Annotated in this window: 22 protein-coding genes; 11 read left to right on the forward strand and 11 right to left on the reverse strand. The window is 62.3% G+C overall.

Translation table 11 applies throughout. From position 1 onward, the window contains the following. Positions 1-10: 10 nt before the first annotated feature. The 3 genes from PVV54_RS08920 to PVV54_RS08930 are packed head-to-tail and all read left to right on the forward strand — an operon-like array spanning position 11 to position 3,127. Complete coding sequence (locus tag PVV54_RS08920; protein WP_274909572.1) at positions 11-1,204, forward strand: acetyl-CoA C-acyltransferase; 1,194 nt, start codon at positions 11-13, stop codon at positions 1,202-1,204. 8 nt (positions 1,205-1,212) lie between these two features. After that, positions 1,213-2,340: an acyl-CoA dehydrogenase gene (locus tag PVV54_RS08925; protein WP_274909573.1), complete on the forward strand. Its 1,128-nt coding sequence runs from the start codon at positions 1,213-1,215 to the stop codon at positions 2,338-2,340. 13 nt (positions 2,341-2,353) lie between these two features. Further along, positions 2,354-3,127 carry an enoyl-CoA hydratase gene (locus PVV54_RS08930; RefSeq protein WP_274909574.1) on the forward strand — a complete coding sequence of 258 codons (774 nt, stop codon included), beginning with the start codon at positions 2,354-2,356 and terminating at the stop codon, positions 3,125-3,127. A gap of 36 nt (positions 3,128-3,163) precedes the next feature. On the opposite strand, the gene PVV54_RS08935 is transcribed toward PVV54_RS08930, so the two are convergent. Next, positions 3,164-7,687, reverse strand: a complete 4,524-nt coding sequence (locus PVV54_RS08935) for a DUF6543 domain-containing protein (RefSeq protein WP_274909575.1) — start codon at positions 7,685-7,687, stop codon at positions 3,164-3,166. Between the two features lie 276 nt (positions 7,688-7,963). Here PVV54_RS08935 and PVV54_RS08940 point away from each other — a divergent pair, with 276 nt between their 5' ends. Both PVV54_RS08940 and PVV54_RS08945 read left to right on the forward strand, forming a co-directional pair. After that, a complete protein-coding gene (locus PVV54_RS08940) occupies positions 7,964-8,368 on the forward strand; it encodes a TraR/DksA family transcriptional regulator (RefSeq protein WP_274909576.1) in 405 nt (134 codons plus the stop codon). A 178-nt stretch (positions 8,369-8,546) separates the two neighbouring features. Further along, a complete protein-coding gene (locus PVV54_RS08945) occupies positions 8,547-8,741 on the forward strand; it encodes a hypothetical protein (protein ID WP_274910411.1) in 195 nt (64 codons plus the stop codon). Positions 8,742-8,748: 7 nt separating this feature from the next. Here PVV54_RS08945 and PVV54_RS26575 read toward each other — a convergent pair whose 3' ends face one another. Continuing rightward, positions 8,749-8,946: a hypothetical protein gene (locus PVV54_RS26575; RefSeq protein ID WP_446731442.1), complete on the reverse strand. Its 198-nt coding sequence runs from the start codon at positions 8,944-8,946 to the stop codon at positions 8,749-8,751. Between the two features lie 306 nt (positions 8,947-9,252). Between PVV54_RS26575 and PVV54_RS08950 the strand changes: the two genes are divergently transcribed. Both PVV54_RS08950 and PVV54_RS08955 read left to right on the forward strand, forming a co-directional pair. Continuing rightward, on the forward strand, positions 9,253-9,723 hold the full coding sequence (locus PVV54_RS08950) for a hypothetical protein (protein WP_274909577.1): 471 nt from the start codon (positions 9,253-9,255) through the stop codon (positions 9,721-9,723). Continuing rightward, entirely contained in the window at positions 9,720-9,932 is a 213-nt protein-coding gene (locus PVV54_RS08955; protein WP_274909578.1) for a hypothetical protein, read from the forward strand. The genes PVV54_RS08950 and PVV54_RS08955 overlap by 4 nt, the downstream gene beginning before the upstream one ends. 11 nt (positions 9,933-9,943) lie before the next feature. Here PVV54_RS08955 and PVV54_RS08960 read toward each other — a convergent pair whose 3' ends face one another. The 7 genes from PVV54_RS08960 to PVV54_RS08990 all read right to left on the reverse strand — a co-directional run bounded on the left by PVV54_RS08960 (position 9,944) and on the right by PVV54_RS08990 (position 17,096). Further along, the gene (locus PVV54_RS08960; RefSeq protein ID WP_274909579.1) at positions 9,944-10,309 is read right to left on the reverse strand and encodes a Na+/H+ antiporter subunit G; all 366 of its coding nucleotides are present in this window, start codon (positions 10,307-10,309) and stop codon (positions 9,944-9,946) included. Then, positions 10,306-10,584 carry a K+/H+ antiporter subunit F gene (locus PVV54_RS08965; protein WP_274909580.1) on the reverse strand — a complete coding sequence of 93 codons (279 nt, stop codon included), beginning with the start codon at positions 10,582-10,584 and terminating at the stop codon, positions 10,306-10,308. The genes PVV54_RS08960 and PVV54_RS08965 overlap by 4 nt, the downstream gene beginning before the upstream one ends. After that, a complete protein-coding gene (locus PVV54_RS08970) occupies positions 10,581-11,069 on the reverse strand; it encodes a Na+/H+ antiporter subunit E (protein ID WP_274909581.1) in 489 nt (162 codons plus the stop codon). The genes PVV54_RS08965 and PVV54_RS08970 overlap by 4 nt, the downstream gene beginning before the upstream one ends. Then, positions 11,066-12,745, reverse strand: a complete 1,680-nt coding sequence (locus PVV54_RS08975; protein ID WP_274909582.1) for a monovalent cation/H+ antiporter subunit D — start codon at positions 12,743-12,745, stop codon at positions 11,066-11,068. The genes PVV54_RS08970 and PVV54_RS08975 overlap by 4 nt, the downstream gene beginning before the upstream one ends. Further along, positions 12,742-13,086, reverse strand: coding sequence for a Na+/H+ antiporter subunit C (locus PVV54_RS08980; RefSeq protein WP_225777117.1), 345 nt, complete (start codon positions 13,084-13,086; stop codon positions 12,742-12,744). The genes PVV54_RS08975 and PVV54_RS08980 overlap by 4 nt, the downstream gene beginning before the upstream one ends. Beyond that, a complete protein-coding gene (locus tag PVV54_RS08985) occupies positions 13,086-16,001 on the reverse strand; it encodes a monovalent cation/H+ antiporter subunit A (RefSeq protein WP_274909583.1) in 2,916 nt (971 codons plus the stop codon). The genes PVV54_RS08980 and PVV54_RS08985 overlap by 1 nt, the downstream gene beginning before the upstream one ends. Before the next feature lie 150 nt (positions 16,002-16,151). Continuing rightward, positions 16,152-17,096 carry a DMT family transporter gene (locus PVV54_RS08990; RefSeq protein WP_274909584.1) on the reverse strand — a complete coding sequence of 315 codons (945 nt, stop codon included), beginning with the start codon at positions 17,094-17,096 and terminating at the stop codon, positions 16,152-16,154. Positions 17,097-17,179: 83 nt separating this feature from the next. Between PVV54_RS08990 and PVV54_RS08995 the strand changes: the two genes are divergently transcribed. Next, positions 17,180-17,743 carry a helix-turn-helix domain-containing protein gene (locus PVV54_RS08995; RefSeq protein WP_274909585.1) on the forward strand — a complete coding sequence of 188 codons (564 nt, stop codon included), beginning with the start codon at positions 17,180-17,182 and terminating at the stop codon, positions 17,741-17,743. An 18-nt stretch (positions 17,744-17,761) separates the two neighbouring features. Here PVV54_RS08995 and PVV54_RS09000 read toward each other — a convergent pair whose 3' ends face one another. Further along, on the reverse strand, positions 17,762-18,310 hold the full coding sequence (locus tag PVV54_RS09000; RefSeq protein WP_274909586.1) for a cysteine hydrolase family protein: 549 nt from the start codon (positions 18,308-18,310) through the stop codon (positions 17,762-17,764). A gap of 82 nt (positions 18,311-18,392) precedes the next feature. On the opposite strand from PVV54_RS09000, the gene PVV54_RS09005 reads away from it, so the two are divergent. Then, a complete protein-coding gene (locus PVV54_RS09005) occupies positions 18,393-19,388 on the forward strand; it encodes a GlxA family transcriptional regulator (RefSeq protein WP_274909587.1) in 996 nt (331 codons plus the stop codon). Here PVV54_RS09005 and soxR read toward each other — a convergent pair. After that, complete coding sequence (gene soxR, locus PVV54_RS09010) at positions 19,385-19,837, reverse strand: redox-sensitive transcriptional activator SoxR (RefSeq protein WP_274909588.1); 453 nt, start codon at positions 19,835-19,837, stop codon at positions 19,385-19,387. The genes PVV54_RS09005 and soxR overlap by 4 nt on opposite strands. 87 nt (positions 19,838-19,924) lie before the next feature. Between soxR and PVV54_RS09015 the strand changes: the two genes are divergently transcribed. Next, positions 19,925-20,290 (forward strand): antibiotic biosynthesis monooxygenase, encoded by a 366-nt coding sequence (locus tag PVV54_RS09015; protein ID WP_274909589.1) that lies wholly within the window; start codon positions 19,925-19,927, stop codon positions 20,288-20,290. 144 nt (positions 20,291-20,434) lie between these two features. After that, positions 20,435-22,246: an aminopeptidase P family protein gene (locus tag PVV54_RS09020; protein ID WP_274909590.1), complete on the forward strand. Its 1,812-nt coding sequence runs from the start codon at positions 20,435-20,437 to the stop codon at positions 22,244-22,246. The last annotated feature ends 10 nt before the right edge of the window (positions 22,247-22,256 follow it).

Below are 22,256 nucleotides of genomic sequence, written 5' to 3' on the forward strand. Positions count from 1 at the left end.
GAGACCGAACATGACCCTCGCCAACGACCCGATCGTTATCGTCAGTGCCGTGCGTACGCCCATGGGCGGCCTGCAGGGCGACCTCAAGAGCCTGACCGCGCCTGCGCTGGGCAGCGCGGCCATCCGCGGCGCGGTCGAACGCGCCGGCATCGATGCCGCCAGCGTCGAACAGGTGCTGTTCGGTTGCGTACTGCCAGCGGGCCAGGGGCAGGCCCCGGCACGCCAGGCGGCACTTGGTGCCGGGCTGGGCAAGCACACCACCTGTACCACCCTGAACAAGATGTGCGGCTCGGGCATGCAGGCGGCCATCATGGCCCATGACCTGCTGCTGGCCGGCAGCGCCGACGTGGTGGTGGCCGGTGGCATGGAAAGCATGACCAACGCGCCATACCTGCTCGACAAGGCGCGCGGTGGTTACCGCATGGGGCATGGCAAGATCGTCGACCACATGTTCATGGATGGCCTGGAAGATGCCTACGACAAAGGGCGCCTGATGGGCACCTTCGCCGAGGACTGCGCCCAGGCCGGTGGCTTCAGCCGTGAGGCTCAGGACCAGTTCGCCATTGCCTCGCTCACCCGTGCCCAGCAGGCCATCAGCAGCGGCCGTTTTGCCGCCGAAATCGTTCCGGTACAGGTTACCGAAGGCAAGGAACAACGCCTCATCAAAGATGACGAACAGCCACCCAAGGCGCGTCTGGACAAGATCCCACAGCTCAAGCCAGCGTTTCGCGAGGGTGGCACCGTCACGGCGGCCAACTCAAGCTCGATTTCCGATGGTGCTGCCGCGCTGGTGCTGATGCGCCGCTCCGAGGCCGACAAACGCGGCCTCAAGCCTTTGGCGGTGATCCATGGCCATGCAGCCTTCGCCGATACGCCGGCCCTGTTCCCCACAGCCCCCATCGGGGCCATCGATAAACTGATGAAACGCACAGGCTGGAGCCTGTCGGATGTCGACCTGTACGAAATCAACGAAGCCTTCGCCGTGGTCACCCTGGCTGCCATGAAACACCTCGACCTGCCGCACGAGAAGGTCAACATCCACGGCGGTGCCTGCGCCCTGGGCCACCCGATTGGCGCCTCTGGCGCGCGCATCCTGGTGACCCTGCTGTCGGCGTTGCGCCAGAACAACCTGCGCCGTGGCGTGGCGGCCATTTGCATTGGCGGCGGCGAAGCCACGGCCATGGCCGTCGAATGCCTGTACTGAGGTGAACCATGCTGGTAACTGACGAACAACAACAAATCGCCGACGCCGTACGCGACTTTGCCCAAGAGCGCCTGCGGCCATTCTCCGAGCAGTGGGACAAGGCTCATCGCTTCCCCCGTGAAGCCATTGACGAGATGGCCGCCCTTGGCCTGTTCGGCATGCTGGTGCCGGAGCAATACGGCGGCAGCGACACCGGTTATGTGGCCTATGCCATGGCCCTTGAAGAGATCGCTGCGGGCGATGGCGCCTGTTCCACCATCATGAGCGTGCACAATTCGGTGGGTTGCGTGCCGATCCTCAAGTTCGGCACAGAGCAACAGAAACAGCAGTTTCTTGCGCCATTGGCCAGCGGCTCGATGATCGGCGCGTTCGCCCTGACCGAACCCCAGGCCGGCTCCGATGCCAGCAGCCTGAAAACCCGCGCGCGGCTGGACGGCGATCATTACGCGCTCAACGGCAGCAAGCAGTTCATTACCTCCGGGCAGAACGCCGGGGTGGTGATCGTATTTGCCGTCACCGATCCGCAGGCGGGCAAGCGTGGGATCAGCGCTTTCATCGTGCCTACCGACACCCCCGGCTACCAGGTGGCGCGGGTTGAGGACAAGCTTGGCCAACACGCTTCCGACACTTGCCAGATTGTCTTCGACAATGTGCGTGTACCGGTGGCCAATCGCCTGGGCGAGGAGGGGCAGGGGTACAAGATCGCCCTGGCCAACCTGGAAGGCGGGCGCATTGGCATTGCTTCCCAGGCCGTGGGCATGGCCCGCGCCGCCTTCGAGGTGGCTCGCGACTATGCCAACGAGCGTCAGAGCTTTGGCAAGCCGCTGATCGAACACCAGGCGGTTGCCTTCCGCCTGGCCGACATGGCCACCCGCATCGCCGTGGCCCGGCAGATGGTGCTGCACGCCGCTGCCCTGCGCGATGCGGGGCGGCCGGCGCTGGTTGAGGCCTCCATGGCCAAGCTGTTTGCCTCTGAAATGGCCGAAAAGGTCTGTTCGGATGCCTTGCAGACCCTGGGCGGTTATGGCTATCTGAGTGACTTCCCGCTGGAGCGGATCTACCGCGACGTGCGTGTCTGCCAGATCTACGAAGGCACCAGCGACATTCAGCGCATGGTCATTGCGCGCAATCTTTGAAGGAGCAGCCTGCATGGCATTCGAAACCATCCTGTTGGACATCCATGGCAAGGTCGGCCTGATTACCCTCAACCGCCCTCAGGCGCTCAACGCGCTGAATGCGCAGATCGTGGGTGAAATCAACCAGGCACTGGATCAACTGGAGAAGGACCCGAACATCGGTTGCGTGGTGTTGACCGGCTCGGCCAAGGCGTTCGCGGCTGGTGCTGACATCAAGGAAATGGCTGAGCTGCAATACCCACAGATCTACGTCGATGACCTGTTCAGCGACGCTGACCGCATTGCCAATCGCCGCAAGCCGATCATTGCCGCGGTGGCCGGCTTTGCCTTGGGCGGGGGCTGCGAGCTGGCGATGATGTGCGATTTCATCCTGGCTGCCGACAACGCCAAATTCGGCCAGCCTGAAATCAACCTAGGGGTGTTGCCTGGCATGGGCGGCACCCAGCGCCTGACGCGCGCGGTGGGCAAGGCCAAGGCCATGGAACTGTGCCTGACCGGCCGCCTGATGGGGGCCGAAGAGGCCGAGCGCGCAGGCCTGGTGGCCCGAATCGTGCCGCAGGCTGAGTTGGTCGAGGAGGCCTTGAAGGTGGCCGCGACCATTGCCGCCAAGTCGATCCCGGTCAGCATGATGGTCAAGGAAAGCGTCAACCGTGCCTTTGAGGTCACCCTGAGCGAAGGCGTTCGCTTTGAGCGCCGGGTCTTCCACGCTGCCTTCGCAACCGAGGATCAGAAGGAAGGCATGGCGGCATTCATTGCCAAGCGTGAAGCGCAGTTCAAGGACCGATGAGGGCGGTGGGGCGCCGGCAATCGGCGCCCCCTCGTATCAGAGGCTGAAGAAGTACCGTTCGGCTGCGGCCAGGTCGATCGGGCTGCGGTAAACGTCCACCGTATGGCCTTTGCCATCGTCAGTGGTGCGCCCCCGGGCCATGCGCTGTTCGGCGGTTTTCAGGTGGCCGGCGGTGAACGCCGCCTTTGCCGAGTCCGGGCCGGAATAGTGAAAGTGCGCATACCAAATGTCTTCGCCTGCATGGCGGATGGTGTATTCATCCAGGTAATCGTCTGCCCGCCCGGGTAACTTGGCCAGGCGCTGGCGCGTGCCTGGGGCGTGAATTTGTACCTGATCGTGCTGCAGCAGCAAGCGCAACTCGCCCATCCTTGGCTTTTGCTTCAGTGCCGCGCGGATGCGCAGTTGCGTGGCTTGAACGGCCAGCGTGGCGCACAGGTCCTCCAGCGCCTTGATGCTCAACGCGGCATCCCCACCCGCGCTTGCCTCGTCGGTTTCGTTGTCTCGGGTCAGGTTTTGCTCAATGGCGAGGCGTTGGCCGTCGAGCGTGTCACGGTGATGCAAGAGGATCTCCTCGATCTCCACAGGCAGGTAGGTGCTGGCATTTGCGGTTTGCATCAAGGCCAGGTCCTTGCGCGCGCTGGCCAGGTATTTGTCGGTTTGCCTGAGCAACGCCTTGAGCTTGGCGGGCGCGGGGCGGGGCGGCCTGGCCGGCGCCGCGGTGGCGACCCACTGCCCCTGTTCACGTTTGTAGCTACGCGTGATGCTGCCTTCGCTGACGCCGGGTATGTCGACGATATCCTCGTCTTCGGCGCGGGGTTGCCCGAGCATCAGGCCGTCTTCCGCTGTTTCGATCAGCCCGGGTAGCTGACGGCTTAGCTGGGTGATGGAATTGGAGGGGGGGAATTCGGGGTACTCGGCCAGCTCGCTCGCCACTTCGCTGCCATATTCGTTCAGATCGACCTGCAATTGCAGCAACGCCGGGGGCACGGCGGCGGCGTCGAAATGCTGTTTCAGGATCGCCAGCCGACGCTTTGCGGTGGCCAGATGCCCGGCAATGCTGTCGAGCAGGCGGCGCCTGATCTCGTCGCCGGTGTTTTGCTGTTTGGCCAGTTGCAGGCGCTGGCTTACGGCCAGCTCGATGCTGCCCCAGAACCGGTCGAGCCAATAGCTGCCGGTTTCGTCAAGGTCGGCGATCGCGATGCGGTTGGTACAGGCCTCGATACGCATGTGGCGCCAATACAAGGGTGGCCAGTTACCCATCTTCTGCTGGACGCTTTTGTACATGCCGGTGGCATTGGGCAAAGAGGGGCTGGCGAGCTGGCGCAGTTGTTCGAGCCTTTGCTCAAGGGCAACGGCGTTATCGAACAGTTGATCGGACAGCGTCGACAGCGTGTCGAGGCGAGTGGTCAGGATGGGGACATCGTCTTCACCGATCTCGTCCTTGTTCTCGATCATTTCGGCCAAGCGGGCGCGTTCGGGCTTGTGCAGGCGCATCAGGATGACGCGGATGCCCAATTGGCAGTCAAGCAGGTGGGTCAGGGTGCCGGCGCGTTTGGTCTTGTAGCTGGTAACCGGCGTGAGTTCGTTCAATTCGTGCATGCGCAACAGGTGTTCATTCAGGAAGGTCTCGAATGCCTGCAGCTTCTCCAGTGCCACGCGCAGCAACCGGGGATCTTCGGCATGCCGGATTGTTGCCCTCACTTTGTCGAGGTACTCCAGGCGCGTGACGATGCTCTGGGAGTCTTCGGCAACGCGGGTAAGCAGCGTGGCAACCCGCGCTTGCCGGGCTGCTTTCAACTGGGCCAAACGGCTGGAGGTTGGCAGGCCGCCACGCAGGCGCAGGCCAAGGTCGAAGCGCCAGCGGCCGACTTCATCACGTTCGATGAAGGGGCCGGGTGTAGCGCCGTCGGCTCCGCCGGTAATGCGTGGCTGATCCTGCTCGGTGTCCATGCTGACGTGATAGGCCTTACCGGCGATCGCCACCCAGAAGCTGTTCTGGTGCCAGAAGAGCCCGCGCATCGGGCCTGACGGTACAGGTGGGCCAAGCTCGGCCAGGTTCACGTCGGCCTGCAGTACGGCCAATGCATCGGCCTGATTCTGGCTGAGTTTGAGTGAGGGGGACGACCAAGTGAAGTCCAGTACGCTCGGGGCCTGTTGGGCCAGTATGACCGGGGTCGGCGCCAACACGTCACCAAGGCCGGGTGGCAAGCTGGCATCCAGCGGGTGTTCGGCGTCCAAGCGTCTCATGACGTGGGTGAAAATCAGGAAGGCTACGTTGACCAGCAGTTCGATCCAGCTGCCTGTACGGTCACTGGCCTGCTGCGGTTGCTGGTCATCCAGCAGCCGGGCGAGTGCGGTTTCCATCTGTATCAGCCACACAGCCTGGGTTAATGGCCCTTCGGTAAATGGCAGCAGGGTATTGAGCAGCAGCCAGCCCAGATGCTGCCAGCGCTGGAAGCGGGTTTGCGCGCTGCTGGCTGATTGCTCGGCGAAGTTGCTGAGGGTTTCGTCCACACAGGCCTGATAGATCGCACCGGCGGGGTCTGCCATTGCGGTTTCGCGGGACAGCGTGACCGGCGCAGGGGTGCCAAATGGCACGGCCCAATCGTCCTCGTACGGGTGGAACAGGTGCGGCTCACGAAAACCACCATGGGCATACACGCGTCGGTCTTCTACAGGCAGACGATGGAGCAGGTCCTCCTGCAATGCGCCGGGCTGGCTGATGGCCTCCAGCAGCGCCGGCCGGTCAGCGAACAGCAGCAAAGGTGCGCTGTGCATCGGGCGGTACAGCAGGCAGGGTGAGGACGGCAGGCTCGCGTCCTCGATCAACCACGTGTTCTGCGGATAATCGGGCGGAGCATCGAGCGTACGCAGCAGGCCCAGGGCCTGCAGTTGCCAGGTGCTCTGGCGCCCGGGCAGGGGGGCGAAGACCTGCTCAAGGGCAACGACGGCTGCCAGGCTCAACTGGCCATCTCGCAGGTAGGCGGTCATTGCCTGTGCTGGCAGCTGTGTGCTCAGCTGGTTGGCGAACAGTTGCTGACGCTGGGTGCGTTTGTCATGGTCGTCGAGCAGCTCCTGACGCAGCCGACGCGGGTAGGCAGCCCCCACATCGGCTTCTGTGATCAGGGCTCGCAAAGTGGCTGTGTCGAACCAGGTCGGTATGGCCTGGCCGTCGATTGCCTGCAAAGTCACGCTGCCGGGTTTGAGCAGGTTGAGGTTGGCAATCGCCAGTTCGGCGAGGGTGAAGGTGACTGGCTTTACGTCGCCCGCTTCGACCAATTGGCCGCCGACGGGGATCGCGACACTGGTGGTTTGCTGGTTGAGCACCCGTATGGCGTGAAGATCGAGCGTGGACTCGGGGTGGTCGCGGTGAATCAATTCTGCGAGCCGGTCATAGGCGAAGGTTTGGGCATCCGGCACGCCATCGAGCCAGTTGCCGCCATTGGCGTCAGCGGTGGCCTGGGCGATGTCGGTCAACATCGAGCTGAAGACGAGCAGGGCCCTTGGATTGGCATCTTTCATCCAGCCCGGTAATTGAGCCTGTAATTGGGCATGGCTGGCCAGGTCACCCTCGCTGCAGAAGTTGGCCATTTCGGTCAGTTTATCCAGCGCATTGGCCAACTGGATGGCCCGGTCCTGGCCGTGATACGCCCGCGCGGCAACCTCCGTGGCTTTGAGTTGTTGACCAAGCAGACCCAGGGCTTGGGCCTGGAACAGCGAATGCTGAGGTGCGCTCACGCGGACAGCGGGGGGCGCCTGGTCGATAGCGGGTGGCCAGTGCCGGGCGATGGCTTGCAGCAGCTGCTCACGCGACGCAAACGACATCAGTTGCCCGGTCGAGGTGAACAGCAATGTAAGGGCGGTGTGGTGGGCAGATGCAGGGCGTTCGATAAGCAAGGCGCAGGACAGGCTTGGGTCAAGCTGCCAACCGACAGAGATGTCGGCGTAGACCAGCTGTATCGTGATGCCCTCAACGGCTTGCAGCCTTTCAAGATCGCTTTGCTCGACAGGGCCACCGGCCAGATGCCCAAGCACGTTGCGGGCAGCGGCCAGTGGCCCGTCTTCAGGTATTTGTTCAATGGCACCCTTCATCAAGGCCTGAAGATGCCGGGTGTACCATTGCCAGGGTGTTTCTCCGTTCAGGTCCGATGTACACCAGAATTGGGTAATCAACGATTGGTAATGCTCCAGCAGCAGCGGGCCGCACTCGTTCAACAGCAACTCGAATGCATGCAGCGCCACGGGCACAGGTTCATCATCGTTCGTCGAACTGGCACGGCTGATCGTATCCTGACCGGGTGTGAGGTTCAGCGTGCCGCGCATGCAATAACGCTCGACCAGCACCTGATGCAACGGCCGAACGTAGGCAATGCCCGGCACCAGGCCAAAACTGACAAGCTCCAGCTCCAGCGGGTCGAGCTCCGGCGCAAGTTCGCGTAGCTGCCATTGTTCTGCCAGTATTCGGGCCGCGACTTCGAACAGCGTGGGGCGGGCGGCAAAGCGCTGGGCGACGGCGCAGGGCAGTGTAGTGCTGCGGGGTAGTCGTGTCGGGGTGAGCATCGTGGCACTCTCGAATCGGGGCTGGAACGCGATTGAGCCGTGCGCAGGCTATTTCAAGGTGTTACAGATTTAGCACCCTTACCCATGCCGATAAGCGGAATCCACGTCATTTCGGTCATTTCCAGCTTCAATGGTGTTGCCCCTGGCGACGTGGCGCCTTAGACTGCCGCCCCCTGTAAAAGAGTGCCGGTTGGCGCTCGAAAAATTCCGTTGCCGAGGTTTTTGCCCCGGCGGCACCTGAATTGCCCAAATGCACCTATTTTCATAGAGAAATCGATGACCAAGGAACAGTTGCTGGCCATGTCGGCCGATGACTACATGAACGCTGACCAGCTGGCATTTTTCACTGCCTTGCTGCAGGCGATGAAAGTCGAAACCCATGAGCGCATCGAGCTGAGCCGTGCCACCATCGAGGGCCTGGATACCCCTTCGGACCCTGCCGACGTGGCTTCGGTCGAAGAGGAGCGCAGCTGGCTGGTAAATGCCATCGACCGCGACCAGCGTTTGCTGCCGCAGCTGGAAATGGCCCTTGACCGCATTGGCGACGAGAGCTTCGGCTGGTGTGACGACAGTGGTGAGCCGATTGGCCTGAAGCGTTTGCTGATCAGCCCGACCACCAAGTACTGCATCGAAGCCCAGGAACGCCACGAGCAGCTCGACCGCCACCAGCGTCAAGTCTGACGCGGCGTGCTGTGCCAGGCCCCATGGAGCAATCCCTGGGGCTTTTTGCGTTTGTTGAGCCGCAAGCGTTTATTGCTGTCTGCGTAACACTGCAGTGCCGGGACGGGCTGTTTCCCGCGGATGAGCCGGCGTATCATGCCCATATAGTTAGGGTGCTAATTATATGTTGGAGGGCATGATGGGCAGTCGCGTCGATGTGGCGGTGATGATCGGTTCGGGTGTGCCGGCAGCGCTGCAGGCACAGGGCAAGCGTGTGTGCTGGGTAGTGCTGGTCAACGGCGAGCGCCGTGGCACGGCATTCGCTACCCGTGCCGAGGCGTTGGAGTGCCAGGAGGCCTGGGAGCAGCTATTGCTCAAAGGCCAGGCCGCCTGACAGCTACTTACGGTTCCAGGCTGCGGGCCAGCGAACAGGCATCCTGATGGCGCTGACGAAAGCCCTTTACCCTGCCAGTGGCGCTCTCTGTCACATGAAAAAACTTCTTACCAGCGGGAATTACCACGTAGCGCGGTCGTTCGCCGATGCAAGGCGGGTAAGAAATGTTGATTCCCACTCGACGGATTTCGGTGTTTTCGTGCATATTTCTTCCCCGGTAGTTTTTGTTGGATTCCAGGGCCCGTTCTCCAGAGGGGCCTGCCGTTATCTATCGCATCTTTTTTGGCAGGTTGGTTGTAAGCGTTTACGCTTCCCGTTGGGGAATAATGCCGAAAGCCCTTCTTGAAGGCAGATCTGGCAATACAGGGTAAAAAATCCTGCAAGTAGCATCGTCACCGGGCACAGACGACGTGTTCGGCGCTTGATTACTCTCATTGCCTAACAAATAGAATTTGCTGCGCCTCGTCGTACCGATGCGGGCGTGGATGTCACTGGTTTGAGGATTACTTCTTTGGCAGTCAGTACACTGGATACCCACGCCTTGTTCGCACTTGGGGACTTGCGCGGTAGGTTGGCCAAATTGTTTCAAGGCCGTTTTATCTATGTCACCGAACAAAACCCCGAAGGCTTGTACATGGCCGAGATCGACACCGAAAGCGCATTGGTGGTCGATGACAAGCAGCGCCTGGAATTGAAAGTGGGCGACCATTTTCGTGCTGCAGTGCTGCCCAGTCGTGAGGGCGGCAAACTGGAGATGCGCTTTCGTGACATCAAACTGAATGTGTACGGCGTGGGCGACTACGCATTTGTCTCGGTGCCGGAAGGCGAGGGCATCGTGTTTCGGGAAGGGCAGGGCGTAATGCTGGTCTTTGCCGCTCAGCAACAAGTGCAGGAAGGGTTGGGCAAACTGCTCAAGGCAGTAACCGGTAAAGTTGCCAAATGGCGCAAGGGCGAGCTGACAACCTTCAAGGCCAGTGAATGAGCGAAGCTGCACAGGCAACTGGCTCACGCGCCGAGTTTCATCTTCAGCACCAGGTTCAGGCCACTGCGCTGGCCAAACAGCTACTGGCGCAGCGTGAGGCGCTGCAAGGGGGCTGGTTGAATTGGGTTGCGGCCCAGCTCTATCAGCTGAGCCCTCCCCACTATGCCTCGATGGTGCGGCGCGAGTTGCAGCGCCTCAGTCAAGGGTAACGCTGGCGCTTTCAGTTGCCGTTATCCCGCCCGCTGCTGACTTCTTCAGGTACGGCCTCCCTGGACATGCGCTTGCGGAACAGTGCTGCTCGGGCCAACAGCAGTGTGGTGACCGGCACGGTAATCGATAGCAGAATCGGGATCAGCCAGGCATGCAGCACCGGGCCTTGCTTGAGCCACGAAAAGTAGATGATCGAGGCCAGTGCGACGCACCAGGCGCCGATGGTCGAGGCCAGCGCAGGCGGGTGCATGCGCTGGAAGTAATCCTTCAGCCGCAACAGGCCCAGCGCGCCTATCAAGGCAAACAGGCTGGCAATCAGCAACAAGGCCGCGGTGAGCAATTCCAGCCAGAAAGGCAAAACGATGGCGTCGGTCATTCGATCACCTCACCGCGCAGCAGGAATTTGGCCAGTGCGAACGAGCCCACAAAGCCGAACAGGGCAATGAGCAAGGCACCTTCGAAGTAGGTGTCGCTTGCGTAACGGATGCCCAGAATCAGCATCATCAACATAGCCAGGATGTACAGGTAGTCCAGCGCCAGGACCCGGTCCTGGGCGGATGGGCCGCGAAATAGCCTGATCAGCGTGAGGCCCATGGCCAGCGCAAAGATGAACAGGCTGGCGAGAACGGCGTTGGCGAGCAGGCCTGTCATTCGAAAATCTCCATCAGCGGGCGCTCGTAAGTGGTTTTGAAGTGCTCGATGAAGGCTGGCTCGTCATCAAGGTCGAACACGTGCAGCAGCAATACGCTGCGGTCCAGTGCCAGTTCCGACCAGATGGTGCCCGGCACCACGGTGGTGATCATGGCCAGCGCGGCCAGGCCGTGGGCATCTCGCAAGTCCAGGGGGATGTGCACGAATGTCGAGCGGGGCTGATGGCTCCCTGCACGCAAAACACCTTTGGCCACTTCCAGGTTGGAGTGGATCACATCAATGCCTACCCGGCCGATCAGCCTTGCAATCGTCAACGGCCTGCGCACACGAGCGTGCTGAGGGCGAAGCGGTGCCATCAACAGGGGGGCAAGAATGCCCAGTGCAGCGCCGAGCAGCAGGTTGCCGGGGCTGACTGACAGGTTGAGCACCAGCCACAGTGCGAACAGCGCAACAGACAACAAGGGTGCGGGGAACAGACGGCTCATGGCTGCACCTGTGCGTCGAGTGAAGTGGGGCCTGGTACCGGGCGTGCAGCCATTACCGCCTGAATGTAGGCATCAGGTGCCTGCAGGCTGGCGGCAGTGTCCTGGGTGTAGCGCAGCAGCGGTTCAGCCTTGAAGCTGAGGATGATGCACAGGGCGAGCAAGATGACCACCGGCAGGCATTCGTACCGACGCAGTACGGGTGACGGACGCTCTTCGGGCTTCCAGAAGCGTTGGATGCCCACGCGGCCGAAGGCGATCAGGGAGGCCATGCCTGAAAGGATGAGCAGGGCCACCAGCGCCCAGCCAGCCCAGCCCAGCGGTTGCTCGGCCGGCACGCCCAACCCCAAAGGGTTGAACAGCGCGCTGATGAGATTGAACTTGCCAACGAAGCCAGACAGCGGCGGCATGCCGATGATCAGCAGGGCGCAGGCAATGAAGCTCAAGCCCAGGAAGGCCATGGTCCACGGGATGATCTGGCCGATCACTGCTTTTTGCTCGTCGTCGAGGTTGATGCCTTTGGGCGGGTGCAGTGTTTCAAGCGGCGAGGGAATGGCGTCTTCCTCGTCGTCCAGCGGCGCTTCGTTGGCCGAACGCGAGCGTTCGATCAGCTCGGCCAGCAGGAACAGGGCGCAGAGGGCAAGGGTGGAATTCACCAGATAGAACAGTGCGGCACCCGTGAGTGCCGGCTGGGCAAAGCCAACTGCGCCAAGCAGCGTGCCGGCGGAGACCAGAATGCTCAAGGCTGCCATGCGCTCCAGGCGCTGGGCGGCCAGGATCGACACCGCTGCCACTGCCAGGGTGACCAGGCCGCCATAAATCAGCCATTGCCCGCCAAACTGCGCCGACGCGCCCGCCTGCCCGGAAAACAGCAAGGTCCACAGGCGCAACACGGCATACAGACCAACCTTGGTCATGATCGCGAACAGCGCCGCCACGGGTGCGCTGGCCGACGCGTAGGCGGGCACCAACCAGGAGTTGAGTGGCCAGATGCCGGCCTTCACCAGAAACGCAATGGCCAGGATGGCAGCGCCCGCATGCAGCAAGCCACGGTCGGCTTCAGGCACCAACGGGACCTTCAGTGCCAGGTCGGCCATGTTCAGGGTGCCCGTGACGCCATAGAGCATCGCCGCTCCCACCAGGAACAGGGACGAGGCGAACAGGTTGATGGCAATGTAGTGCAGCCCCGCACGTACCCGTGCCCGCCCCGAACCGTGCAGCAGCAGCCCGTAAGAGGCTGCCAGCAGCACTTCGAAGAACACGAACAGGTTGAACAGGTCGGCAGTCAGGAAGGCCCCGTACAGGCCCATCAGCTGAATCTGGAACAGCGCATGAAAACTTGAGCCTGCACCTTCCCATCGGGCCCGGGCGAACAGCAGAGCGCTTACCCCGACGACGCCGGTCAGCGTCAGCAGCAGTGCCGACAGGTGGTCCAGCACCAGCACGATGCCGAACGGCGCGGGCCAGTTACCCGGCAGGTAGACGCCGATCGACTCCGCCTGGCCCTGGGTGCGCACCCACAGCAGCAGGCTGATGGCAATGGCCAGGCCCACAAGCGTGGAAAGCAGGTTGATGCGCCCTTTGAGTTGGCGATGCTTCTCGCCAATCAGCATCATCAGCGCCGCCGTCAGCAATGGCAGCAGGATGGGCGCGATGATCAGCTGGCTCATGCCGCTCATTCGTCACGCTCCCGGCCATCCACGTGGTCGGTGCCGGTCAGCCCGCGCGACGCCAGCAGTACCACCAGGAACAGCGCGGTCATGGCGAAACTGATGACGATGGCCGTAAGTACCAGCGCCTGGGGCAGCGGGTCGGTGTAGTGCAGCAAGTCCTGGGGGACACCGTCCTTGATGATCGGCTCCTTGCCGATGAACAGGCTGCCCATGCTGAAGATGAAAAGATTGACGCCGTAGGACAACAGGCACAGGCCCATGATGACCTGGTAGGTTCGCGGGCGCAGTATCAGCCACACCCCCGAGGCAGCCAGTACGCCGATGGCAATTGCAATGACTTCTTCCATCAGGCGGCTCCTGCTTGGCTGGTTTTGGATGGGTTGCCCGGGCGGTACGCGCGTACCGACTGGTGCGCCAGGGCGGTGAGGATGAGCAGGGTCGAGCCGACCACCACGGTGTATACGCCAATATCGAAGAACAACGCGCTGGCCACGTGCACGTCCCCGAGCACTGGCAGGTGCAGGTGGGCAGTGTGCGTGGTCAGGAACGGGTAACCCAGCAGCATCGCGCCACCGCCCGTGAGCGTGGCACAGAACAGGCCGGTGCCCATCCAGCGCAGGGGCCGCAGGCTCATCTGCGCCTCGACCCACTGGGTGCCGGCAACCATGTACTGGAGGATGAACGCCACCGACATCACCAGGCCGGCCACGAAGCCGCCACCCGGCTGGTTGTGGCCGCGCATGAACAGGTACATCGATACCAGCAGGGCAATCGGCAGCAGCAGGCGTACCAGTACCGCTGGCACCATCATGAACCCCAGTGCGGTATCGGTGGCGTGGCGAGGGTTGACCAGGTCGGTGACCACGTCAGGTGCCAGCTGGCGCTGTTGTGCTGGCAGTTGCATGCTCTCTTTGGGTGGGCGGAAACGACGCAGCAGGGCAAATACAGTCAGCGCGACCGCTACCAGCACGGTGATTTCGCCAAAGGTATCGAAGCCACGGAAATCGACCAGCATCACGTTGACAACGTTGGTGCCGCCGCCTTGCGGCAAGGCCCGGCTCAGGTAGAACGACGAGATGTCGTTGGGCGTCGGTCGGGTCAACATGGCGTATGACAGCACTGCCATGCCGCCACCGACCAGCACGGCCAGCAACAGGTCGCGCAGACGCCGCATGCGGGCGCGGTCGAGGCTGCCGGGCAGGGGCGAGACGCCTTCGATCCGCCGGGGGAGCCAGCGTAGGCCCAGCAGGATCAGCACCGTGGTCACCACCTCTACCACCAGTTGGGTCAGGGCAAGGTCGGGTGCCGAGAACCAGACGAAGGTGATGCAGGTCATCAGGCCGCACACGCCGACCATGATCAACGCTGCCAGCCGGTGGTACTTGGCTTGGTATGCCGCGCCGATGGCACAGGCGATGGCGATCAGCCAGAGGGCAACGAATATGCCTGAACCGGGTATCTTCGGCCGGTCACCCCAGCTCACGCCGCTGTACAGCAACGGCACAAGGCCGGCTACGAATGCAGCCAATACCAGCATGAACAGCTGCGACTGCAGGCGGCGTGTGGTGAGCGCGCGCTCGATGTGCCGTGCCAGCAGCATCAGCCTCACCTGGCCGTGTTCGAACAGGCGCTTGCCATTGAAACGTTCGATCACTGGCGGGTAGGGGAAGCGGCCGCGGCGCAACTGGTTGCGAAGCAACAGGTACAGCAGGATGCCGCCGCTCATGGCCACCAGGCTCATGATCAATGGGGCATTCCAGCCATGCCAGATGGCCAGGCTGTATTCAGGCAGCGTGCCACCCACTACAGGCAGGGCGGCCGCAGCCAGTAGCGGGCCGACCGATTGCGCCGGGAAGATGCCCACCACCAGGCAGGTAAGTACCAGCAGTTCAACCGGTGCACGCATCCAGCGCGGTGGCTCATGGGGGGTATGTGGCAGGTCCTGTGCGGTGGGGCCGAAGAACACGTCTACCGTGAAGCGCAGTGCGTAGGCCACGCTGAACGTGCCAGCAAGGGTGGCGATGATCGGCAAGGCCGCCTCGACCCAGGCGGTGGAGCTGATGAACACCGTTTCGGCAAAGAACATTTCCTTGGACAGGAAACCGTTCATCAGCGGTACGCCGGCCATGGAAGCACTGGCCACCATGGCCAGCGTGGCGGTGTAGGGCACCAGCCGGATCAGGCCGCTCAGGCGGCGGATGTCACGGGTACCGCTCTCGTGGTCGATGATACCGGCGGCCATGAACAGCGATGCCTTGAAGGTGGCATGGTTAAGGATGTGGAACACCGCCGCGACGGCCGCCAGCGGGCTGTTCAGGCCCAGCAGCAAGGTAATCAGGCCCAGGTGGCTGATGGTCGAGTATGCCAGCAGGCCCTTGAGGTCATTCTGGAACATGGCGGCGAAGGCGCCCAGCAGCAGCGTCAGGGCGCCGGCGCCGCCCACGATCCAGAACCACTCTTCGCTGCCCGACAGCACAGGCCACAGGCGCGCCAGCAGGAACACACCGGCCTTGACCATGGTGGCCGAGTGCAAATAAGCGGAAACCGGTGTAGGTGCCGCCATCGCATGGGGCAGCCAGAACTGGAAGGGGAACTGGGCGCTCTTGCTCAGCGCACCGATCAGGATCAGCGGCAGTAGCACCGGGTACAGGGCGTGCTGGCGAATGATGTCGCCGGCGGCCAGCACCTTGTCCAGGTCGTAGCTGCCCACGACATGGCCCAGCAGCAGCGCGCCAACCAGCAGGCACAACCCCCCGGCGCCGGTGACCATCAGTGCCATGTATGCGCCGCGGCGGGCGTCGGCGCGGTGGTGCCAGTAGCCGATCAGCAGGAACGAGAACAGGCTGGTCAGTTCCCAGAAGAACACCAGTTGGATGAGGTTGCCGGAAATCACCAGGCCCAGCATGGCGCCCATGAAGGCCAGGAAGAAGGCGAAGAAGCGCGGCACCGGGTCCTGCGGGGACATGTAGTAGCGGGCATACAGCGAAACCAGTGTGCCGATGCCCAGCACCAGCAACGAGAACAGCCAGGCAAAGCCGTCCATGCGCAGCACCAGGTTCAACCCCAGGCTGGGCAGCCAGAGGAATTCCTCACGAATGACGCCGCCATGGGCAACCTGCGGATACAACAGTGCTACCTGGACGGTACCGACCAAGGCCACGAGCCCGGCGAGAATGGACTCGGCGTTACGTGCGTTGTGCGGCAGCACGGCTGCCAGGCAACTGCCCACGAACGGCAGAAGCAATAGCACTATCAATGACATAGCGTTCTATTCTGGAAAGGTTTGCCAAGGATCATACGTGCCGAAGACATGATCACCAACACGCAAGCTGTCGCAGAATCGTACAAATGGGGTGTTACAGACTGTTTTTTTATAACAGTTTCTTACAGAGCATAGCTGGACTTGGGCGTTTTACAGGCGCGCCTCGCCCTCATCGCTCACTGCAATGGCATCCCTGTGCGGGCGGGCACGGCGCACCTTCAGCTCGCTCACCACCACGGCCACCACGATCAGCACGGCGCCGATCAGGGCCACGCCCGGCAAGCGTTCACCGGCGATGCGCCCGACGATCCCTGCCCATACAGGCTCGCCCGCATAGATCAGCGTGGCGCGGGTGGGCGAAACCGATTTTTGCGCCCAGTTCATGGCCACCTGAATCACGGCGCTCATCGCACCCAGGCCAAGCGCGCTCAGCACCAGCAGCCAGGAGAAATCGGGCAGGCGCTCCTGGGTAGGGACGATCATCAGGAAGGAAAGCACTGAGGCTGTGGCCAGTTGCACCACGGTCACCCGGCGTACATCGACCTGGCCTGCGTACCGGCTGATCAGAATGATCTCGGCGGCAATGGCAACCGCACTCACCAGGGTGACCAGTTCGCCCTCGCTGAAGTGCAATGCCCCGCCTTCCGGGCCGGCAAGCAACATCAGGCCGGCGAATGCCAGGCAGATGCCGAGGCTGGGCATCAGGCCCGGGCGTCGCCCCAGGACCACCCACTGCAGCAGCGGAACAAAAGGTACATACAACGCGGTGATGAAGGCTGACTGGCTGCTGCTGATGGTTTGCAGGCCCATGGTCTGCAAGCCGTAACCCAGCATGATGGACACGCCGATCAACACGCCCGCCTTTAGCTCGGTCAGTGTCAGGCCAGACAGCGCCCGCGCCGAAACCAGGCCCACGAACAGGGCGGCTGCCGCAAACCGCAGGCCAACGAAGAACATGGGCCCGCTTACGGTCATGACGTTATGCACCAGCAAGAACGTGCCCCCCCAGAGCATGGTGATGAATACCAGGACCATTTCGGCCTTGCTCAGGCGAAACGACACGGTAGGCTGTGGGCTATTGGCGGTTTTGCTCATGGTATTGCGTACTCGGAGGGGGCGGCGCACAATCGCCGCAAAGTGGGCAGTATACTGCGCAAATGAATGAAGTGAGCAATATAGTGCACAAAGATTCCCCGCACCGGGCCTCGGTGCTGCAGCATGTCAGCCTCAACGTGCGTGGTTTGCGCAATGCGTCGGGGATGAGCCAGGCGGCGTTGGCCGAGCGATCCGGGGTCAGCCGGCGGATGCTGGTGGCGATAGAGGCCGGCGAAAAAAATGTCAGCCTGACTACCCTGGACCTGATCGCCGAGGCCTTGGGCGTTGCTTTCAGTACCCTGATTCAGGCCCCGGACCAGCGCGACCCCAGCCGCATCGACGAGTTGGCATGGGCCGGTGAGCACCCCCAGAGCCAGGCTGTGCTGCTGGCCAGCAGCCCTGCCCGGCGGGAGGTGGAGATCTGGGAATGGACCCTGGCGCCAGGTGAGCGCTATGCCAGTGAAGCCGATGCCGAAGGCTGGAGCGAGCAAATTTATGTCGCCGAAGGCCAGCTTACGTTGATCATCGAAGGGGTCGAGCACTCACTTCAGGTCGGTCAGTTCCATGTCTTCCCCAGCAATTGCCGTTATGCCTACCGCAACGATGGCGCCGTGCCCACGCGCTTTGTGCGCAATGTGGTCATCTGAGACCGTGCGGTGCAGGTTTCAGTGAGCCAATAGATCATCGGTTGCCACCACCTTGGCGTATGCGAATGCCAGGGCGGCCATCGTGGATGCGTGTACATCCGCCGCGGTGACCTGCTTGCTGTGGAAGGCCAGTGGCAGGGTGGCACAAGCGTCATGTGCCACGGTGACGTCGTAGCCGAAGTCGGCGGCCGCGCGGGTGGCCGCATCGATGCACATGTGGCTCATGCTGCCGACGATGGTAAGGGCGGTGATGCCGTGATCATCGAGGGTGCTTTTGAGTGGCGTATCACGGAATGAGTTGACGTTGTGCTTGAGCACCACGGGTTCATTGTTTGCAGGGGCCACCTTGGCGTGGATCTGCGCCCCTGCCGAGCCTGGGGTGAAGAAAGGGGCGTCGGCACTTTCGAATTCATGCCGTACATGTACCACCAGGTCGCCGCGAGCGCGCGCTGCGGTCAGTAGCCGGGCGGCGTTGTCGGCAGCCTGGTCGGCCCCTTCGAGGGCCCATTTGCCACCCGGAAAGTAATCGTTCTGGATGTCGATGATGATCAGTGCGTGCTTGCTCATGCTGCCTCCTGTGGCAGTAGTGACTGGATGCCGATAGTTATAGGCTGAGCGCATCTGGGTGAGAATTGGCGCAAACGACACAATGAAGGCAAAAACTGACAGCCGTGCGAGCCTGGAGTTTGGCTTGTTGCTTTACCCGGGCGTGCAATGGGCAGCCGTGCATGGCCTGACAGACCTGTTCCAGGTGGCCAACCGGGTGGCGGCCGAGTTGGGTGCCATGCAGTTGCCTGTGCTGCGTGTCAGCCATTGGCGGGCCGATGACGCGGGAGTGTTGCAGGTGGCAGAGGACAGCCTGCCCGGCGCCTCCCACAATGTGCGCGTGCTGATCGTCCCGCCGAGCCTTGAGTCTGCGCCGCCAGACGGATTGCTTGCGCGCCACCGCGCCCAGTTACGCGAATGGCATGGCCAGGGCGTCGTGCTGGCGTCTGTGTGCATCGGGGTGTTCTTCATTGCCGCCAGCGGCCTGCTGGACGGAAGGCCCGCCAGTTCGCACTGGAATTATGAATCGGTACTGGCCCAGCGTTACCCCAATGTGCGCGTGCAGGCCAATCAACCCTTGCTTGACGAAGGGGACATCATTACCTCGGCGGGCCTGATGGCCTGGACTGAACTGGGCTTGCGCCTTGTAGATCGCTACCTGGGCGGCTCGGTGTCTTGGGAAACGGCCCGTTATCTGTCGGTTGAACCTGTGGCCGCACCTTTGCCCGGGGCGCTTTTCAGCCCGCGCCTGGAACATGGCGACGAGGCGGTACTGAAAGTTCAGCACTGGTTGCAGGCCAGCAGCGCACGCGACGTCGATGTTGCCGCAATGGCAATGCGTGCCGGGCTTGAGGAACGGACGTTTTTGCGCCGTTTTCGCGCTGCCACGGGGTTGAAACCCACCGAGTATTGCCAGCAGGTGAGGGTGGGGCGGGCTTGCCGTTTGCTTGAATTTACCCGGCGTACTGTCGAACAGATTGCCTGGGGTGTCGGGTATCAGGACGCAGGTGCGTTTCGCAAGGTGTTCCAGCGCATCACCGGCATGACCCCAAGTGACTATCGGCGCCGTTTCGCTTTGCCGGGCCAAGTGATGCCTTAGTGCAAATGGGGCCCGGGCCCTTCCTCGGCCAGATGGTCTTGCCGATTGCGCAGCGGGCACTCCTTGAGCGACATGCAGCCGCAGCCGATACAACCGTCCAGTTGGTCGCGCAGCCTCACCAAATCTTCAATGCGCCGGCTGAGGTCATCGCGCCAACGTGCCGACAGCTGTTGCCAGTCCTCGGCCGTGGGCGTGTGGTCGTTGGGCAGCGTGGCCAGGGCGCTGGCAATGTCGGCCAAGGGGATGCCCAGGCGCTGGGCCATTTTGATCACGGCAACCCGTCGCAGCATGGCGCGAGGGTAGCGGCGTTGGTTGCCGGCATTGCGGGTGCTGCGGATCAGCCCCTTGGTTTCGTAGAAGTGCAGGGCGGTCACGGCCACGCCGCTGCGCGCAGCCAGCTGGCCGACGCTAAGGAGTTTGTCCTGAGGTGCGCGCGGTTTGTCCGGCATGTGGGAAAATTCCTTGACCTTGAGTTAACTCGAGGTTTTACCCTGCTGGCCATCGCGCTGCAAGCGTACGGAGCAAGGAGAATACCCATGACGGCCATGCCGCATTCCCTGTGGTTCACCCAGATGATCGAGTACGAAGTGCCTGCTGCCCGCCAGGCGGCGCTGGCCCAGGCCTTGGTGTTGCGTAGCGAGCAACTGGCTGCGCGGTGCGAGGGCCTGCAAGGGGTGAGCATTCAGGCAAGCGATGATGGCAGCCGAGTGCTGCAGTATCTGCAATGGCACTCGCGCCAAGCCTGGGAGGCTGCCGCGGCTTGCTTTGTCGAAGAGCCGTTTCTCGAGTTGCTGAGCCGTCACCACGCACGCGGTGCCAATTTTGCGTCCTATCAGGCCGTGCGCAGCCTGGTGCGTGGGGTGGATGGTGGCCTGCATTGCCAGGTGGCTGCGCGAGGTTGATCGCGGTTTTGTAGGAAACATGCCGTACCCAGAGGGCGTCACGGGCATTGCATGCCGTGCCTTGGCCGTCATGATTGCAGGGGCGTGGCTGCTGTTTCATTATCGTCGGTCTGGATTAACCACGAAGTATTCGCAGGAGTGCGCATGAACGTTCAGACCACGATGGGGCAAAGTGTGCCGGAGCGCCTGGCGCGCATGCGTGAGGTAATGGCCAGTCAAGGCATCGATGCCCTTCTGGTGCCGTCGGCCGACCCACATCTGTCCGAATACCTGCCGGGGCACTGGCAGGGGCGGCAATGGTTGTCAGGTTTTCACGGTTCCGTTGGCACCTTGGTGGTGACAGCCGACTTTGCAGGCCTGTGGGCAGACAGCCGGTACTGGGAGCAGGCCGATCAAGAGTTGGCCGGCAGCGGTATCGCGTTGATGAAGTTGCAGCCGGGCAAGCCGGGGGCGTTGGAGTGGTTGGGTGAGCAAGTTGCCTCGAACGGTGTGGTGGCTGTCGATGGTGCGGTCATGGCATTGGCTTCGGCGCGACAGCTGGAAGAGCGCTTGAGCACGCGAGGCATCCGCCTGGACACGAGTAAAGACTTGCTCGACGAGGTATGGCAGGAGCGCCCGGTACTGCCCGTCAACCCCGTGTACCAGCATCTGCCGCCACATGCCACGGTCAGTCGGGCGGCGAAGCTCGCGCAGTTGCGCGAAACGTTGGCTGAAAAGAATGCACAGTGGCACTTCATTGCCACGCTCGATGATATCGCGTGGTTGTTCAACCTGCGCGGCAGCGATGTGTCCTACAACCCGGTGTTCGTCTCCTTTGCGCTGATCAGCCAGCAACAGGCGATCTTGTTTGTGCAGGACGGGAAAGTGGACGAGCACCTGCGTCAGGTGCTGGCAGTCGACGGCATCGAGGTGCGTGACTACGCGGCGGTCAGGCAGGCGTTGTCGCAGGTGGCGGCCGGTGAACGCGTGATGATTGACCCTGCGCGTGTAACCCGTGGCCTGCTTGGCAATCTTGATGGCGGCGTTCAGTTGGTAGAAGGGGTGAACCCGACCACATTGAGCAAGTCGCGCAAAGGGGAAGGCGATCTTCAGCATATCCGCCGTGCGATGGAGCAGGATGGCGCCGCCCTGTGTGAGTTTTTTGCCTGGTTCGAAGCACATCAGGGGCACGAGGTCATCACTGAACTCACGGTTGATGAGCGTTTGAGCGCCGCGCGCGCCCGCCGGCCCGATTTTGTCTCATTGAGTTTTTCTACCATTGCTGCCTTCAATGCCAATGGTGCAATGCCACATTACCGGGCAACCGAGCATTCGCATGCTGTTATTGAGGGTGATGGCCTGCTGCTGATTGACTCGGGGGGGCAGTACCTGGGTGGCACTACCGACATTACCCGGATGGTACCGGTGGGTATGCCAAGCCTTGAGCAGAAACAGGATTGCACGCGGGTGCTAAAAGGCATGATTGCCTTGTCCCGCACCCGGTTCCCCCGCGGCATACTTTCGCCGTTGCTCGATGCGATAGCGCGGGCGCCGATTTGGGCGGATCAGGTCGATTACGGCCATGGGACCGGGCATGGCGTGGGTTATTTCATGAATGTGCATGAGGGGCCGCAGGTCATTGCCTACCAGGCAGCGACTGCGCCTCAAACCGCGATGCAGGAAGGCATGATCAGCTCCATTGAACCAGGCACCTACCGCCCCGGCGCCTGGGGGGTGCGAATTGAAAACCTGGTGGTCAATCGCGATGCTGGCAAGAGTGCCTTTGGTGACTTCCTGGATTTCGAAACCCTGACGCTTTGCCCGATTGATACCCGTTGCCTGCTGCCTGAGTTACTGACCGAGCAAGAGCGGGGCTGGCTGAACGCGTATCACGAGACGGTGCGCGAGCGACTGACGCCCCTGCTGAAAGGCGATGCGCTGGCGTGGCTCGAGGCGCGCACCCAGCCGCTGACGTGAATGCAGAAGG

Origin of the sequence: Pseudomonas sp. PSKL.D1, assembly GCF_028898945.1 — a bacterium.
Lineage (GTDB): Bacteria > Pseudomonadota > Gammaproteobacteria > Pseudomonadales > Pseudomonadaceae > Aquipseudomonas.

What these genes read in the sequence shown, in the direction of transcription:
- PVV54_RS08935 (WP_274909575.1), bottom strand. Translation starts at nt 7,687, where the DNA reads ATGCTCACCCCGACACGACTACCCCGCAGCACTACACTGCCCTGCGCC.
- PVV54_RS09015 (WP_274909589.1), top strand. Translation starts at nt 19,925, where the DNA reads ATGACGGCCATGCCGCATTCCCTGTGGTTCACCCAGATGATCGAGTAC.
- PVV54_RS08965 (WP_274909580.1), bottom strand. Translation starts at nt 10,584, where the DNA reads ATGACAGGCCTGCTCGCCAACGCCGTTCTCGCCAGCCTGTTCATCTTT.
- PVV54_RS08920 (WP_274909572.1), top strand. Translation starts at nt 11, where the DNA reads ATGACCCTCGCCAACGACCCGATCGTTATCGTCAGTGCCGTGCGTACG.
- PVV54_RS08955 (WP_274909578.1), top strand. Translation starts at nt 9,720, where the DNA reads ATGAGCGAAGCTGCACAGGCAACTGGCTCACGCGCCGAGTTTCATCTT.
- PVV54_RS09005 (WP_274909587.1), top strand. Translation starts at nt 18,393, where the DNA reads ATGAAGGCAAAAACTGACAGCCGTGCGAGCCTGGAGTTTGGCTTGTTG.
- PVV54_RS08990 (WP_274909584.1), bottom strand. Translation starts at nt 17,096, where the DNA reads ATGAGCAAAACCGCCAATAGCCCACAGCCTACCGTGTCGTTTCGCCTG.
- PVV54_RS08980 (WP_225777117.1), bottom strand. Translation starts at nt 13,086, where the DNA reads ATGGAAGAAGTCATTGCAATTGCCATCGGCGTACTGGCTGCCTCGGGG.
- PVV54_RS08985 (WP_274909583.1), bottom strand. Translation starts at nt 16,001, where the DNA reads ATGTCATTGATAGTGCTATTGCTTCTGCCGTTCGTGGGCAGTTGCCTG.
- PVV54_RS08970 (WP_274909581.1), bottom strand. Translation starts at nt 11,069, where the DNA reads ATGAGCCGTCTGTTCCCCGCACCCTTGTTGTCTGTTGCGCTGTTCGCA.
- soxR (WP_274909588.1), bottom strand. Translation starts at nt 19,837, where the DNA reads ATGCCGGACAAACCGCGCGCACCTCAGGACAAACTCCTTAGCGTCGGC.
- PVV54_RS09020 (WP_274909590.1), top strand. Translation starts at nt 20,435, where the DNA reads ATGAACGTTCAGACCACGATGGGGCAAAGTGTGCCGGAGCGCCTGGCG.
- PVV54_RS08975 (WP_274909582.1), bottom strand. Translation starts at nt 12,745, where the DNA reads ATGAGCGGCATGAGCCAGCTGATCATCGCGCCCATCCTGCTGCCATTG.
- PVV54_RS08925 (WP_274909573.1), top strand. Translation starts at nt 1,213, where the DNA reads ATGCTGGTAACTGACGAACAACAACAAATCGCCGACGCCGTACGCGAC.
- PVV54_RS09000 (WP_274909586.1), bottom strand. Translation starts at nt 18,310, where the DNA reads ATGAGCAAGCACGCACTGATCATCATCGACATCCAGAACGATTACTTT.
- PVV54_RS08945 (WP_274910411.1), top strand. Translation starts at nt 8,547, where the DNA reads ATGGGCAGTCGCGTCGATGTGGCGGTGATGATCGGTTCGGGTGTGCCG.
- PVV54_RS08960 (WP_274909579.1), bottom strand. Translation starts at nt 10,309, where the DNA reads ATGACCGACGCCATCGTTTTGCCTTTCTGGCTGGAATTGCTCACCGCG.
- PVV54_RS26575 (WP_446731442.1), bottom strand. Translation starts at nt 8,946, where the DNA reads ATGCACGAAAACACCGAAATCCGTCGAGTGGGAATCAACATTTCTTAC.
- PVV54_RS08940 (WP_274909576.1), top strand. Translation starts at nt 7,964, where the DNA reads ATGACCAAGGAACAGTTGCTGGCCATGTCGGCCGATGACTACATGAAC.
- PVV54_RS08930 (WP_274909574.1), top strand. Translation starts at nt 2,354, where the DNA reads ATGGCATTCGAAACCATCCTGTTGGACATCCATGGCAAGGTCGGCCTG.